This is a genomic window from Allorhizobium sp. Av2 (genome assembly GCF_021462805.2).
GTDB lineage: Bacteria > Pseudomonadota > Alphaproteobacteria > Rhizobiales > Rhizobiaceae > Allorhizobium > Allorhizobium vitis_G.
Genome location: NZ_CP192696.1, coordinates 484539 through 499687 on the forward strand (window position 1 = coordinate 484539; position 15149 = coordinate 499687).

The 15149-nt window shown below is 58.9% G+C and carries 12 protein-coding genes; 7 read left to right on the forward strand and 5 right to left on the reverse strand.

Features of this window, described 5'->3' with window-relative positions; all coding sequences use genetic code 11:
• Window positions 1-21 precede the first annotated feature (21 nt).
• The 3 genes from FS819_RS02330 to FS819_RS02340 are packed head-to-tail and all read right to left on the reverse strand — an operon-like array spanning window position 22 to window position 2858.
• Window positions 22-420: a winged helix-turn-helix domain-containing protein gene (locus FS819_RS02330; RefSeq protein WP_156548443.1), complete on the reverse strand. Its 399-nt coding sequence runs from the start codon at window positions 418-420 to the stop codon at window positions 22-24.
• Window positions 420-1850 (reverse strand): FAD-binding oxidoreductase, encoded by a 1431-nt coding sequence (locus tag FS819_RS02335; RefSeq protein WP_156548441.1) that lies wholly within the window; start codon window positions 1848-1850, stop codon window positions 420-422. Before FS819_RS02335 ends, FS819_RS02330 begins: the two co-directional genes overlap by 1 nt.
• A gap of 36 nt (window positions 1851-1886) precedes the next feature.
• Window positions 1887-2858: an L-threonylcarbamoyladenylate synthase gene (locus FS819_RS02340; protein ID WP_156548439.1), complete on the reverse strand. Its 972-nt coding sequence runs from the start codon at window positions 2856-2858 to the stop codon at window positions 1887-1889.
• A 209-nt stretch (window positions 2859-3067) separates the two neighbouring features.
• Here FS819_RS02340 and FS819_RS02345 point away from each other — a divergent pair, with 209 nt between their 5' ends.
• From FS819_RS02345 to FS819_RS02360, 4 genes are all read left to right on the forward strand, one after another.
• Window positions 3068-4138, forward strand: a complete 1071-nt coding sequence (locus FS819_RS02345) for a GGDEF domain-containing protein (RefSeq protein WP_156548437.1) — start codon at window positions 3068-3070, stop codon at window positions 4136-4138.
• A gap of 819 nt (window positions 4139-4957) precedes the next feature.
• On the forward strand, window positions 4958-6793 hold the full coding sequence (locus tag FS819_RS02350) for a methyl-accepting chemotaxis protein (protein ID WP_156548428.1): 1836 nt from the start codon (window positions 4958-4960) through the stop codon (window positions 6791-6793).
• Between the two features lie 472 nt (window positions 6794-7265).
• A complete protein-coding gene (locus tag FS819_RS02355) occupies window positions 7266-8522 on the forward strand; it encodes an aromatic ring-hydroxylating oxygenase subunit alpha (protein ID WP_156548426.1) in 1257 nt (418 codons plus the stop codon).
• 2 nt (window positions 8523-8524) lie between these two features.
• Entirely contained in the window at window positions 8525-9607 is a 1083-nt protein-coding gene (locus tag FS819_RS02360) for an FAD-binding oxidoreductase (protein WP_070151853.1), read from the forward strand.
• 25 nt (window positions 9608-9632) lie between these two features.
• On the opposite strand, the gene FS819_RS02365 is transcribed toward FS819_RS02360, so the two are convergent.
• Complete coding sequence (locus tag FS819_RS02365) at window positions 9633-10238, reverse strand: DUF6656 family protein (protein WP_070167613.1); 606 nt, start codon at window positions 10236-10238, stop codon at window positions 9633-9635.
• 325 nt (window positions 10239-10563) lie between these two features.
• Here FS819_RS02365 and FS819_RS02370 point away from each other — a divergent pair, with 325 nt between their 5' ends.
• Window positions 10564-11022 carry a BA14K family protein gene (locus FS819_RS02370; protein ID WP_143116625.1) on the forward strand — a complete coding sequence of 153 codons (459 nt, stop codon included), beginning with the start codon at window positions 10564-10566 and terminating at the stop codon, window positions 11020-11022.
• 56 nt (window positions 11023-11078) lie between these two features.
• Here FS819_RS02370 and FS819_RS02375 read toward each other — a convergent pair whose 3' ends face one another.
• A complete protein-coding gene (locus tag FS819_RS02375; RefSeq protein ID WP_156548424.1) occupies window positions 11079-12074 on the reverse strand; it encodes a transporter in 996 nt (331 codons plus the stop codon).
• A 210-nt stretch (window positions 12075-12284) separates the two neighbouring features.
• Between FS819_RS02375 and FS819_RS02380 the strand changes: the two genes are divergently transcribed.
• On the forward strand, window positions 12285-14060 hold the full coding sequence (locus FS819_RS02380) for an acyl-CoA dehydrogenase (protein ID WP_156548422.1): 1776 nt from the start codon (window positions 12285-12287) through the stop codon (window positions 14058-14060).
• 3 nt (window positions 14061-14063) lie between these two features.
• Window positions 14064-14822 (forward strand): crotonase/enoyl-CoA hydratase family protein, encoded by a 759-nt coding sequence (locus FS819_RS02385; protein WP_156548421.1) that lies wholly within the window; start codon window positions 14064-14066, stop codon window positions 14820-14822.
• Window positions 14823-15149: the final 327 nt, after the last annotated feature.

Genomic DNA, 15149 nt, shown 5'->3' on the forward strand with positions numbered 1-15149 from the left:
TTCGTATGAGGGCCTGCTACATCACTCAGTTGGCACCAACTCTGTCGCTGCCATCGCCTCCAGCCAGGCGAGATCCTTGGCCAGAGTCGCACGGATGGCGGCATCCATGGCTTGCGCCCGCGCCAGTAAGGCCTCGCCAAAGGGTGTCAGGATAGCGCCGCCGCCGCTTTTGCCGCCATGGCGGGTGGCGATGGAGTGCTCCCTAAACATCCGGTTGATTTCATTGGCCAAAAGCCAGGCGCGGCGATAGGACATGCCCATGGAAGCCCCCGCCGAGCGGATCGATCCATGCTGGCCGATCAGCTGTAGCAATTGCACCTTGCCCGGCCCAAGCCGCGCGCCATTGGCCAGATCGATCCTGAACAGCACCTTGTCCGATGCTGGGTTTGGATTGTCGTGGGAAGGCACAGTGTCCGCCATCAGCCGGGCACCACCTTGCCCGGGTTCATGATGCCGGCGGGGTCGAAGGCATGCTTGATGCGGGTCATCAGCACGGTTTCGATGTCCGGTCTTGTCTGCGCCAGTTCCTGGCGTTTCAGCTGGCCGACCCCGTGTTCGGCCGAAATCGAGCCGCCATGGGCGCGGACGATATCATGCACGACCTTATTGATTTCGCGCCAGCGACCGATGAACTGCGCCTTGTCGGCGCCGACGGGCTGGCTGATGTTGTAGTGGATATTGCCATCGCCCAGATGGCCGAACGCGCAGACCCGCGCGCCAGGCATGGCGGCGAGCACGGCCTCTTCCGCTTGCCGCATGAAGGCCGGAACCTGAGCAATTGGCACCGAAACATCGTGCTTGATCGAGCCACCTTCCGGCTTTTGCGCATCCGACATGCTTTCGCGCATGTGCCAGAGCGCCTTTTGCTGTGCCACCGAGCCAGCCACCACGGCATCCTCGATCAGCCCGGCCTCTACGCCCTGTTCCAGCACGTCATGCATCATGGTTCTTGCCGTTTCAACGGCATCGGATGTGGCAATATCGACCAGCACATACCAGTCGTGAACGGAGGCCAGCGGATCACGGACATTGGGAATATGGCGGCTGGTGAAATCGACGCCGATGCGCGGCATCAGCTCGAAACCGGTCAGAGCCGGCCCGCAGAGCGCGCTGGCCTTTTCAAACAGCGCCAAGGCTTCCACCGGTGATTTCAGCCCGACAAAGGCGACTTCGTGGCCAAGCGGCTGCGGATAAAGCTTCAGCACGGCGCCGGTAATCACCCCCAGCGTGCCTTCCGCGCCAATAAACAGGTCGCGCAGGTCGTAGCCGCTATTGTCCTTTTTCAACCGCCGCAAGCCGTTCCAGATCTCCCCGGTTGGCAGCACCACTTCGAGGCCCAGGCACAGTTGGCGCATATTGCCATAGACCAGCACGGCGGTGCCGCCTGCATTGGTGGCGAGATTGCCGCCGATCCGGCAGGAGCCTTCCGAACCGAGCGACAGCGGAAACAGCCGGTGGACATCAGCCGCCGCCTTCTGGATGTCGGCCAGAATGCAACCCGCATCGGCGACGATCACATTGCCAACCGGATCGACCTCGCGCACCTTGTTCATCCGCTCCAGCGACAGCAGGATATCGCTGGAGTTATCGCGCGGCACCTGTCCGCCAACCAGACCGGTGCCGCCACTGACCGGCACGATCGGGCTTTTCGTCTCGCTGGCCAGCGCCAGGATTTTGGAGACCTCTTCCGTCGAGCCGGGCTTCAGCACCAGCGGCGAGGCGCCGTGGTAAAGGCCACGGTTTTCTGTGAGATAAGGGGTGATATCAGCCTGATCGGTCAAGGCGTTCGCTGCGCCGACAATGGCGATGAACCGCTCGAGCAGGGCGGCGGAAAGGGGCATGTCAGTCATGGCGTTTCGTCCTTGTTATTCTATCGCCGCAAACCATCACCGTGGCGCAGCGGCCCGCTCCAGCCGGTCGTTGATTGCATCTCCCAGCCCATGGGTGGGAATGGCGGTAAAGGCAATACGGGCAGCGCCGCTGGCATCGGCCCGTTTCATGAAGCTGAACAGATTGGCGGCGGCCTCTGCGAGGTCGCCGCTGGCACTCAAATTGAGCACGAGGGCAGCCTTTTCAAGCCCTTGCGGGGCCGCCGCGCCAAAAGTGATCACCGCCTCATCGGCAAAAACCGAGGTTGCATTCAGCCGCACAGCCGCCTCCGGTGCGTAGTGGGAGGCCAGCATGCCCGGCGCTTCGATGATCGCGCCTGCCTTTTGCGGGCGGATCACCCGCAATCCTGTCGCGTCTTCCACCGCCTCCACCGAAAGCCCACCGGGCCGCAGCAGCCGGATCTGGCCGTCTTCCACTTTCAGGATGGTGGATTCAACCCCGACACCCGCCGCTTCGGCATCGAGGATCAGCGGGATTTTTGCCCCCAGATCCTCTTCGACATGGGCAGCCGTGGTCGGGCTGATCTTGCCCGACGTATTGGCGCTTGGGGCGGCCAGTGGCTTGCCGAATGCGGCAATCAGCGTGGCGGCAAAGCCCAGGGGCATGCGCAGGCCAACCGTATCCAGCCCGGCAGTTGCCAGCGGGTGAATGAGAGAACCTGGCGCAAGCGGCACGATCAGCGTCAGCGGCCCCGGCCAGAACCGCTCCGCCAATTGCCGTGACAAGGGATCGAAGACGCCGTAGCGCTCGGCCATGGCGAGGTCGGCGACATGGCAGATCAGCGGGTTGAACTGCGGGCGGCCCTTGGTCTCGTAGATCCGGGTGATGGCCTGCGGATTGGTGGCATCCGCCGCCAGACCATAGACGGTCTCGGTCGGCATGGCGATGACCTCGCCTGCCTCAAGCAGAGGAACCGCGGCGCGGATGGCCGGTTCTGGTGATGTGATGACTGAGAGACGCTTTGCCATGCCTGCCTGATTGCCACTGTTTCCCAGGTGAAATAGCCTGACCCAGGCCCTAAGGGCAAATGACTTTTGTGAAGCCGCATCGGTTTCATCTAGGGCTTTTCACGGTCTCTTCACTAATCCGTAAAATTTTAAATACAGCTGTAACCGAAAGAAAGAAGTGTCGCGCTACTCTGCGTGCAATCAGTGATTCGATGTGGGGAAGACATCCGATGCAGCCTATGAAAAATCCGGCCTCCAGCATTGCACTGCGTGTTGCGACTGCCATGCATCAGATGGGGATCGAGGGCCTGCCACGCAATTACGAACTGGTCTATGAGGCCTATTCCGGGAGTAATCCGGATCTGGTGCGCGAATTCATCGCGCTGGGCAAGGTCAAGACCCAGGATGCGCTGGATGCCCTGGGCCGCAAATACCTGCCCCATCACCATGAAGACGGCCTTTTGGCCCGCCACAACAACAAGGTGCGCGCCGAAATGAGTAGCTTCATCAGCTTGCTCAACCAGGAAAAACTGTCGCTGACCGATTATGGCCGCCTGATCGGCGATGCCACCAAGGGCATCCTGACCGACACCGATCTTGGCAATCCGGAACTGAGCCGCTCTATTCAGGCGCTGAAGGCCGCCACCGACCAGCGCGTTGCCGAAAACAGCAATGTCGTCAAAACCGTTGTCGAAAAGACCGAGCAGCTCGCCGATGTGCAGCGCGAGGCCGACCAGGTGGAACAGGCGAAATTCGTCGATGCCCTGACCGGCATGGGCAGCCGCCGCGCCTTCAACAAGGCGCTCGCAAAAGTCTATGCCAATCCGGCCCTGCCGACGCTCTGCGGCCTTGCGGTCGGTGAAATCGACGATTTCGCCAAGCTCGCCGATCATCTTGGCCCGACGGTGACCGAACGCTTCATCAAGCAGATTGCCAAGGTGGTAAAGGCCGTGGCCGGCAAGGACGACCTCGCCTGCCGCTTCGACGGCAGCCGCTTCGGCCTGCTGTTCTACACCTCCGATCAGGATGAAATCAGCCGCATCGTCAACGCCGTGCGCGTCAAGCTGAAGGCTACTGCCGTAGTCAATGCCGGCTCCAATGGCTCGCTCGCCGCACTCACCATGTCTTTCGGCATCTGCCTTTCCGAACAGGCCCCCAATGCCTTTGATCTGATGACCTATTCCGAACGCGCCCTGACAGCCTCAAAATCCTCCGGCGGCGATACCGTGACCCTCTATGGCGTGACGGAAAACAGCTATGTGCCGAAGGATTGGCTGATCTACAAGCCGCATGTGGTGTGATGTAACAGTCTATCCAATAATCGCCGCTGGCCGTCTGCAAATGGCAATTTCTGCGCTTCCGGTACTCACGTACATTAAGTACGCTCCGTTCCGGTTCTCGAAATCACCATTTTCGCCAGGCCAGCAGCAATTCTTGAACAGACTGTAAACCCCCCGCTTAAACGACGGGTGACAGAGCAATTGCCTAAAGCACCGGGCCGAAAAGTCGATGCGTCAACCTAAAGTCTGTCAGGTTCAGATTGAACCAGACAGACTTTAGGTTTCTTTGTTTTCGGTTGTCTTTTCGAGAAGACCGGTTTCCAAATTTTCCCGGCGAAACTTTATTCGCCCGCATATTTGCGGCTTGTTTCTTCTGTATCGCGATACGTTCCTTCCAGGGGGAATTTAGTTTTCTGCGCACCGCTCCCGCAGCAAATAACGTTATAAGTGCAAAATAATTTAGCATCTCCTGTTTTGAGTGCATTAAATTAAGAGATGCTTAAGTTAATGTTTCCAATATTGGGTTGTTGCAGATGCATCTGCACGTTTTGAGCGTTTCTTGAAATTGAGTGGCCTGCTTTATGACAATGCAGGCACCCTGTTGTCCGGATGGAATGAGAGCCAGCCCGCAACGGCAAATCGGCAAAGAGGCTCTATCGGCCTTGAACCATCATGTGCGTTTGATGATCCGTTTGGCTGGGGGCCAGCGGATATCTCTATGCTGTGATTTTCTGATTTTGCGGGTCTTTCACACATCGCACCGTTCGTCTGTGGTCGCAGTCGCGGGGCTAGCTTTTGTCATCATGGGTGGGGGCGGAAAGCCCTATACGGGGAAAGACAATGTCGTTTTTATCAAATATCACCATCGCAAAGAAGATCTACATTGCCTCGGGGCTTGGCGTGGCCATGGTTGTGGGCATGGTTGCCAACCAGCAATGGACGAACAGCACGATCAAGGCAGCGCAGGACATTGTCGCGCGTGAACAGACGGTTCTCGATGGTATTAGTGCCAGCGAGAAAGCGTTTGTGGAGATGAAGAGCGGTGTACGCAACATCATGCTCGCCCCCACCGTCAAGGAGGTGGATGATGAGCTGGCCGCGGTCAATAAATCAGCCCTCAACGGTCAAAACAGTCTGAAAGAGGCGATGCGCGTTGCTGAAAATCCGAGCGCGTTGCAGGCCATTTCGACAGGTCTCGGCGACTACGCAACGGCTTCCATCAAGATCAAGGATTTCGTCAAAGAGCAGCGGGCGCAGCAAAGTCAGGACCTTGTCGCGCTGACCGCCCGCCGTGACCAATATACCAGACCAATCACCTCGAAACTCAACGAGTCCATTCAAAGCGCGGTTGCGGCGTCCCGCAAGGTAACGACGGATGCCCGCAGCTCTCTTCAGGCGACGGAAGCACGCTCCGAGACCATCAATGGCACGATCCAGATCCTGATTGTGCTGGTGCTGATTGCAACGGCCTTTGTGTTGCGCAGCACCGTGGTGATACCGATCAAATTGCTGGTTGAAGCCATGAACAGGCTCTCCTCGGGCGATACAAGCCGTAGGGCTGATTTTGGCCCACGGGGCGATGAAATTGGCCTGATGTGCGATGCCGTTGAGGTTTTCCGCGAAGATGCCGTTGCCAAGCGCCAGCTGGAGGCCGAGGCGGAAACCAACCGCCGCCGTGCCGAACAGGAGCGTATCCAGACGCAGCTGAAGGCCGAGGAAGACGCCCGAGAACGCTTGATGATTGCAACCTCCGGTCTGGCCGCAGGTCTGCGGCGCTTGGCCAGCGGCGATCTGACGGTTGAGCTGCGCGAAGCCTTTTCAGAAGAGTTTGAAAGCCTGCGGCAGGACTTTAATCAATCGGTGCGCACGCTGGGTGAAACCATGGGCGCTATCCTCGACTCTGTCAGCAACATCAATAACGGTTCTACTGAGATTGCGTCTGGCGCAGGTGATCTCTCTAAACGCACGGAACAGCAGGCGGCAGCCCTTGAAGAAACCTCTGCCGCGCTGGATGAAATCACCGTGAATGTCTCCAACTCGGCCAAACGCACCCAGGAGGCGCGTGCCGTGGTGATTGAGGCCAACAAAGCCGCGCGGCAATCTGGCCAGGTGGTGGCCAACGCCGTCGATGCCATGCAGCGCATCGAGGCATCCTCCAGCCAGATCTCCAACATCATCGGGGTGATCGACGAAATTGCCTTCCAGACCAACCTTCTGGCCCTGAACGCCGGCGTTGAAGCCGCCCGTGCAGGCGAGGCGGGCAAGGGCTTTGCCGTGGTGGCTCAGGAAGTGCGCGAACTGGCCCAACGCTCGGCGCAGGCCGCCAAGGAAATCAAGGAACTGATCCGCAATTCCTCCGACGAAGTGGGCAATGGCGTCAACCTCGTGCGTGATACGGGCAATGTCCTCAAAACCATTGAGGATTACGTCTCGACTGCCAACGGCCATATGGATGCCATCGCCACCTCGGCGCAGGAGCAATCCGTAGGCCTCACCCAGGTCAACAGCGCCGTCAACCACATGGACCAGATGACCCAACAAAACGCCGCCATGGTCGAAGAAACCACCGCCGCCAGCGCCTCGCTGGCAGGCGAGGTGAATAAGCTTCGCCAATTGCTGGGGCAGTTCCAGATTGGCCGCAGTGCGGGGAATTCCGGTATGTCCTATGCGGCGTGAAGGTCGTGTGAAGGGCGGAAACGTCGGGGCGTTTTTTGATGCGGCTATAACGCGCTGATGACGTTCCCAAAAATGGCAACAATTGACTCGCTATCCGATGCTATCGGATTGGCGGGTCTTGTCGTTGCGGGTAGCCTGCCGATATTTGCCGGTCTCGTGATGTCTATCCTGCGGATGTTACGGCGGCCGCAATCCTATCCCCCCCAATACACTCCCCACCCAAATCACCCCATGTCGCAATCCATATCTGCGATGTCGTAGGCCAAGGCGGCGCGGGTGGCGCGCTTGTGGCTAGATGGGAAAAAGCTCAAATCCTCTGAAAAACAATGGTTCTGATCTGATTGATGGGTTAGAATCGAGGTTTGAAGGTATGGGCGGGTTATGAGGCATAGGTCGCGCTGTGCTGTCGCAGGTAGGCGGGTATGCCCCCTTTCTTTCGATGCTCCCGCGCCGGTTGGAAAACGAGGGTATCATGGATATTCACAGCACCGTTCTGCGCCAGCTGAAAAATCGCCGCGAAGGCTATAGTCTGGAGCAGCCCTTCTATATCGACAAAGATTACTTCAAGCTTGATATGGAATTGATCTGGTATCGTGACTGGCTGTTCATGGGCCATGATTGCGAAATTCCGAGAGCTGGCAATTATTTTACCGTGCAGATCGGTGATTATCCTGTCGTCGTCGTGCGCGGGCGCGATGGGGTGATCCGTGCGTTCCACAATACCTGTCGCCATCGCGGCCACCGGGTCTGCACACAGGAACGCGGCGCATCTGCAAAGCTGGTCTGTCCCTATCACCAGTGGACCTATGATCTGGACGGATCGCTGGTGTTTGCCCGCCAGATGGGCGAGGATTTCGACAAGAGCCAGCATGGGATGAAGCCGGTCGCTTGCGAAAGCTTTGGCGGCTATATCTTCATCTGTCTGGCAGAGGTGCCGGAGGATTTCGCCAGCTACCGCGCTACAGCCTTGCCCTATCTTCAGCCGCACCGGCTTGCCGAAGCTAAGATTGCCCATCGCAACACCATTGTCGAAAAGGGCAATTGGAAGCTGGTCTGGGAAAACAACCGGGAATGCTACCATTGCGCCGGCAATCACCCGGAATTGTGCCGCACCTATCCGGAAGCGCCAAGCGCCACCGGCGTGCAGGGCGCGGGTGACGATCCTGTGATTACCGAGCACTGGCAGCGCTGCGAGGCGGCAAACCTGCCCAGCGCCTTCACCATGCATCAGAGCGGCCAGTTCCGCGTCGCCCGCATGCCGCTGATTCAGGATGCCGAAAGCTATACGATGGATGGCAAGCGGGCCGTCAAGCGCCCGTTGTCGGATGATGTGACCATCTCCCATATCGGCACGATGCTGATGTTCCACTATCCGACCACCTGGAACCATCTGCTTGGTGACCACGCCATTACCTTCCGGGTGCTGCCGCTGAGCGCCGAGGAAACCGCCGTCACCACCACCTGGCTGGTGCATAAGGATGCGGTGGAAGGCGTGGATTACAATCTCCACGACCTCACCCATGTCTGGAACATGACCAACGATCAGGACCGGTCGATTGTCGAGGAAAATGCCTTTGGCATTCGTTCGCCCGCTTATGAGCCCGGCCCCTATTCGCCCGATCATGAAGGCGGCGTGATGCAGTTCGTGGAATGGTACGCCAATTTCATGGTGGACCGTCTGGACGGCGAAACAGCCGCGCGGAAATCCCCCTTGTCGGTCGTGGCCTGATCATGGCGGTGGACAAGATCTATCGGCATGTCGATGAGATGCGGCCCTGGTCGGACCGGGAGCATCTGCTGGAATGCGTCGCCTGGACGCCGGAAGCGCCTGACGTTATGACCTTCACCTTCAAGTCGGACAGGCCGGGCCATTGGTTCCGCTATCTGCCCGGCCAGTTCGTGACGCTGGAACTGCCGGTCGGGCCAGAACCTGTGATGCGCACCTATACGCTGTCTTCCAGCCCGTCGCGACCCTATACGGTGGCCGTTACGGTCAAGGCGCAGAAGGACAGTATCGGCACCCGCTGGATGTTTGAAAACCTCAAGCCCGGTATGAAGATCAAGGCCTTCGGGCCGCTGGGTGATTTTTCCTATGTGAAGCATCCGGGCGAGAAATACCTGTTCATCTCGGCAGGCTCCGGCATTACCCCGATGATGTCGATGACCCGCGACATGGCCGACCGCCAGCCCGATAGCGACATCGCCTTCATCCACTGCGCTCGCTCGCCTGACGACATCATTTTCCGCTGGGAACTGGAATATAAGGCCAGATATCTGCCCTTCTTCCAGCTTGGCTTCATTGTCGAGCAATTGCAGCGTTCACAGCTCTGGTCGGGCCTGCGCGGCTTTATCGACAAGGCGAAAATCGGCCTGTTGGCACCGGATTTTCTCGATCGCACGGTGTTCTGCTGTGGGCCAGAACCGTTCATGGCAACAGTGAGGGAATCGCTGGCCGGTGCCGGTTTCGACATGAGCCGCTACCACGAGGAAACCTTCCAGCCAGTCGCGCCGGAGCCGATGGTGGTGGTTGCCGATCCCACGGGCGAGGTGAAGCCGCATAAGGTCGCCTTCACGCTGGCGGGCAAGGAAGCGCTGTGCGAGCCGGGCTTTACCGTGCTGCAAGCCGCCCGCTCCATCGGCGTGCGCATCGGTGCCGCCTGCGAATCCGGTCTCTGTGGCACCTGCCGGGTGATGAAGCTGTCGGGCGACGTGGACATGAACCACAATGGCGGCATTCTCGATGACGAAATCGAGGAAGGCTATATCCTCGCCTGCTGCTCCCGTCCGACAGGCGACGTCGAAATCGAGGTCTGATCCAAAGGATCAGACCTGGCTTGTGTCACATGCTGGCGATGATCTTGCGCAGTGCCGAGGTGCGTGCGCCCAAGAGCAGCACGTTTTTCAGCGCCACTTTCGGATCGCTGGTGCGAAACAGCAGGCCGTCTTCGCGGATCGAGCGATCCACGGTCATTTCGCGTTTGGCTTTGTCGGGTTTCAGCGCTACGGCAAAATACATCCGGCCATATTGCGGCGTGATCTTCTGGAAGAAACTGTCCTCGCCGCCGACCTCGGCATTGAAATTGGCGAAATAGAAAGCCCATTTCACATCGGCATATTGGGCGAAATTCGACCGCGAGGCCGTGACATGACAGTAACCCAGATGCGGAATATCCTGAAGTGTCTGGTGAAATAGCAGTTTGGGAAAGCGGATGGACTTGTGAAAGCCGTTGATGCGCTGATGGGTGGTCTCTGCCGCCGCTTCCAGCCGACGTGCGGTGCGCACGGCCACTTCCTCGTGGGTCAGATAGCGCTTCTCGTCGGCCAGCCAGTCGTCCTCGTCGCGGATGATCTTGCCGGTCCGCAGGAATTCGCTGTGGACAGCCTTGGGAGGCTTGTTTTCCAAAGCCGTCGTTTTGGGGGCGGCATAATATCTCAATTTGGACATCGAACGCACTCTCCACACAAAGGATGACGAGCTGCCGCATTGGCTGTCGCCCAAGTGAATGACCGGATACAAGTAAATTACCGGATGCTTGTTAAAAGAAACTTTCCCAAGCTTTAGGCCGGCTGCGTTTCGCGAGGCTTGTCTGGCAGCGGACAGATGAGTGGTAGATGTATTAATCGCCGGTTCATCTGCACCTGGCTAGGGTGAGGGCAATAAGGGTAAGTATTGCCGTTCCGTATCATGCGTCTAATAACTGTGATGAGACGTGATCTGGACAGGCGAGCTTCTCCTCCCTATCTCTATTGATCATATGGAGACGACGATCATGACCTTCATCAAGCGCGTTGCAGTGGCCGGTACGGCGTTGGCTGTTCTGGCAACATCTTTTATATCCGCCGATGCCATGCCTCTGAACACATTGCAGCCAGTGGCGCAATCTGCTGTTCCGGTGGAGCAGGTCCAGTGGCGCGGCTATGACGATGGTTACGGACGTGGCGGTGGCTATTACCGTGGCTACCGGGGTTACGATGGCCCGCGCCCTGGTTACCGCCGTCACCATGATGGCCATTGGTATCCGCTGGCAGCCTTTGCCGCCGGTGCGTTGATCGGTGGGGCCATCGCCTCGCAGCCACGCCCGGCACCCGCGGCACCTGCCTATAGCAATGGCATCAATCCGCGCCATTACGATTGGTGTGCCGGTCGCTACCGCAGCTATGATTCCTACAGCAATACGTTCGTGACCTATAGCGGCGTGCGCCAGCAGTGCTACTCGCCTTACTATTAAGCGAATTCTTCACTGATAAAACGCCCGGTGCTGGTTGCGCCGGGCGTTTTGCGTTTTCAGAGAATTCTGGCACGCCTTAGAATAAACCAGGCGAGAAAGATCGACCCGAGGATGAAGGCAATCGCATAGGCCGATCCTTCCGGTCCGCTGGTAAAGGGCAGATGCGAGGTGTTCATTCCGAAAAAGCCTGTCACCAGCGATGGCGGCAAGAGGAAGGCCGTCATCAGCGACAGGATGTAGAGATGCCGGTTGGTCTCGGAGGAGAGCTTGCTGTCGATCTCTTCATGCAGCAACCGGGCGCGCTCATGCAGCGCGTAGACATCGTGGTCGGCGGCTTCCAGCCGGTTGGTCAGGCGGCTTGCCACATCTTCGAAACCGGCGGGCATTTCGTCCTCGTCTACGGCATTGGCGCGCCGCATCATGCTGAGCATGCCGCGCAAATGCCGATGCAGCCGCACGATCACCCGGCGCAGCGGTGCAAGCTGGGTGCGCTCGTCGCGCATGTCCTCATCATAGACGACATCCTCAATGCGGTTGATCTCTTCCATCAGTTCCAGCACCAGCGCCATGATGCCGCGCTGAAACTCCGCCACCAGCACTTCATAGACCTGCATGGGCGAGGCGAATTTCGCCGGATTTTTCTCGATAGCACCGCGCAAAATATCCACCGAGCGGATCGGTTGCAGCCGTGTGGTGATGATGAACCGGTCGGACAGCGCAAAATGCAGCCAGCCGATGTCACGGGTGGCGGCGGCAAATTCGCGCTGAAAATCCACCAGCGTCCCATAGATCAGCTGCTCGTCCACGGAGAGTGCTGCGTGATGTTCATGATTGATCAGCGCGGCGCGAGCGGCTTCGCTCAGGCCCGGAAACTGTTCGATAAAGCCGGGTACCCGCACATCGGCAAGATTGAGGTGCAGCCAGAGAAACCCCTGTTCCGGCATCAGGCCCGTCAGTGTCGCATCCATCGGCAGGCGGATGGCACTCTGATGGCGGGCGTCGATATGATAGGCCCATACTAAGCCGGGAATGGGGGTGGTCGCTGTCAGCATGGGTATTGAACTTCCTCGCGTCGCGGTTATTCCAAGGCTTGCGGCCTACCCTATATGCTCCGATTGTGACGCCCGGATCAACTGGCGGGAATGCCCGAATGAGCTTGCGATTTATTGACGTTTACGTAAAAATCAATTAGCTGGAGTGTCAGGAACTGTCCGGGTCGGGAGTGGCCCGCTGCAAGCCGGGATTTGGCGGAGGAGAATGCGATGTACAAGGCCCCCGTGGAGGAAATTGCCTTTACCCTGAAACAGGTTGCTGGCATGGCGCAGGCGTTGGAAGAGGGCCGGTTTGGCGATCTTTCCGAGGATTTGACCGATGCCATTCTGGAGGAGGCTGGTCGGTTTGCTGCCAATGAGATCGCACCGCTGGCCGCAAATGGCGACCGGCAGGGCGCGAAACTGGTGGATGGCAAGGTACAATTGCCGGATGGCTGGGCCGATCTCTATCGCCGCTGGGCTGAAGGTGGTTGGAACGGGCTGGTGGCCGAGGAACGCTATGGCGGACAAGGCCTGCCGCATCTGCTCAACGTTGCGGCGCTGGAAATGTGGAATGCTGGCTCGATGGGCTTTGCACTGGGGCCAGTTCTGACCATGGGTGCTTCAGAGGCATTGACCGCCCATGGCAGCGAGGCACTGAAGGAAAAATTCCTGCACAGAATGGTCTCCGGTGAATGGATGGCCAGCATGAATCTCACCGAGCCCCATGCAGGCTCTGATCTGGGTGTGATGAAAACCCGCGCCGAGCGCCAAAACGATGGCACCTATCGGATTTTCGGTCAGAAGATTTACATCACCTGGGGTGAACACGACGCCACAGACAATATCATCCACCTGGTTCTGGCACGGCTTCCCGATGCGCCTGCGGGTACACGCGGCATCTCGCTGTTTCTGGTGCCGAAATTCCTGGTGAATGACGATGGCTCGCTTGGCGCGCGCAATGACCTGTTTTGCCATTCGCTGGAGCATAAGCTGGGCATTCACGGCTCTCCCACCTGCACGATGATTTTTGGCGATGGCCGGTTTGGCGATGATCCGGGCGCGATTGGCTACGTGATCGGCGAGGAAAACAAGGGCCTCGTCTGCATGTTCACGATGATGAACAATGCGCGGCTGGCCGTCGGCATGCAGGGCGTGGCGATTGCCGAAGCTGCCACCCAGCTTGCCACCGCCTATGCGCGGGAGCGCACCCAAGGCAAGGCCCCCGGCTGGACCGGTGCGGGCATGAGCCCGATCATCGAGCATCCGGATGTCGCCCGCACGCTTTTGACCATGAAGGCGTTGACCCAAGGGGCGCGGGCGATCTGCTATTCCTGCGCCCATGCCATCGACATGAGCCACCATAGCGAAGGCGATGAGGCCCGCCACTGGCAGGCGCGTGCCGCGTTTTTAACGCCGATTGCCAAGAGCTTTGCCACCGACATCGGCGTCGATGTCGCCTCCATGGGCATTCAGGTGCATGGCGGCATGGGCTTTATCGAAGAGACGGGCGCTGCCCGCCTGCTGCGTGACGCCCGCATTGCGCCGATCTATGAAGGCACCAACGGTATCCAGGCGATCGATCTCGTGGTGCGCAAGCTGCCGCTGGCCGAGGGTGCGCATGTGCGTGGCTTCCTCAGCGAGTTGAAAGCCCTTGCCGTGGCTGTCGATGCCAGCAACCGGCCCGGCTTCGGCGAAACGGCGACCCGGCTGCTGGCCGCGATCCGCGATCTCGAAGATGCGACGGAATACCTGCTGGCCCGGCTAGGCGAGGGCGCGCAAGCCGAAGCCCTTGCTGGCGCAACACCCTATCAGCGGCTGTTCGGCTTGACCCTGACCGGTGCCTATCTGGCCAAGGGGGGCTTGGCGCAGGTGGAAGATGGTAAGCGCGTGGCGCTTTGCCGGTTTGTAGCGGAAAACCTCTTGGCGGAAAGTTCGGGCCTGAAACAGGCGGTGGTCGGCGGCGGGGCTAGCCTTGCTGCTGCCCGCACCGTGCTGGAGGCCTAAATCATGAGCGAGCATATCCTTGTCGAGCGGCCCGAAACCCATCCCGGCGTGCTGGTTATCCGCTTCAATCGGCCGGATAAGAAGAATGCGATTACCGAGGCGATGTATCACCGCATCACCGCCGCCCTGAATGAGGCGCAGGCCGATGACACGGTGCGTGCCGTCGCATTCCTTGGCACCGAAGGTTGTTTTACCGCAGGCAATGACATGGGGGATTTCCTCGCCTATGCCCTGTCTGACGGCAGCAAACTTCCAGCGGCAGCTCTCGTGCTGCGGGCCTTGGTGGCGGCGGAAAAGCCGCTGGTATCAGGCGTCGATGGCCTGGCGATCGGCATCGGCACGACCCTTAACATGCATTGCGATCTAACGATTGCCTCCAGCCGCAGCCTGTTCAAGACGCCGTTCGTCGATCTGGCACTGGTGCCGGAAGCGGCCTCCAGCCTGCTGGCACCGCTTGCCATGGGCCACCAGCGCGCCTTCGCACTTCTGGCGTTAGGCGAGGGGTTCTCGGCGGAAGAGGCCCGTGCAGCCGGGCTGATCTGGAAAGTGGTCGAGCCAGATGCGGTCGAGCGCGAAACCCTGGCGCTCGCCGCAAACCTTGCCAAAAAGCCACCCCAGGCCCTGAAAATCGCCCGGGATCTGCTGCGCGGTGATCGCAGCCTGGTTCTGGCCCGGCTGGATGAAGAACTTGCGCATTTTGCAGCCCAACTGAAAAGCGCCGAGGCCCGTGCAGCGTTCGAGGCATTTCTGGCCAGGAAGTGATTGCAGTGCCTATCGCATAAGCATGGTACCGAGAGTTTGTCAGGGAAAAGTGGAACCTGACAGACTCTAGGCAGATAGATGCGTATCCTTGACTTTGAAAAATCAAAATATCTAAAATGCATCAAAGGCTTGAGATATTTTCACAAGGAATATGCACAGTAGGCGACGCAAACATTTCAGGGCTTCGCCACCCCCTCATCCGGCTGCCGCCACCTTCTCCCCGCTTGGGAGAAGAGACCATGCTGATTGCACTGAACCGCAAATTAACGGCGAAATAACAGAACGTTGCCTTGTATCTCTTCACGCCTGTGAGGAGAAGGTCCCGGC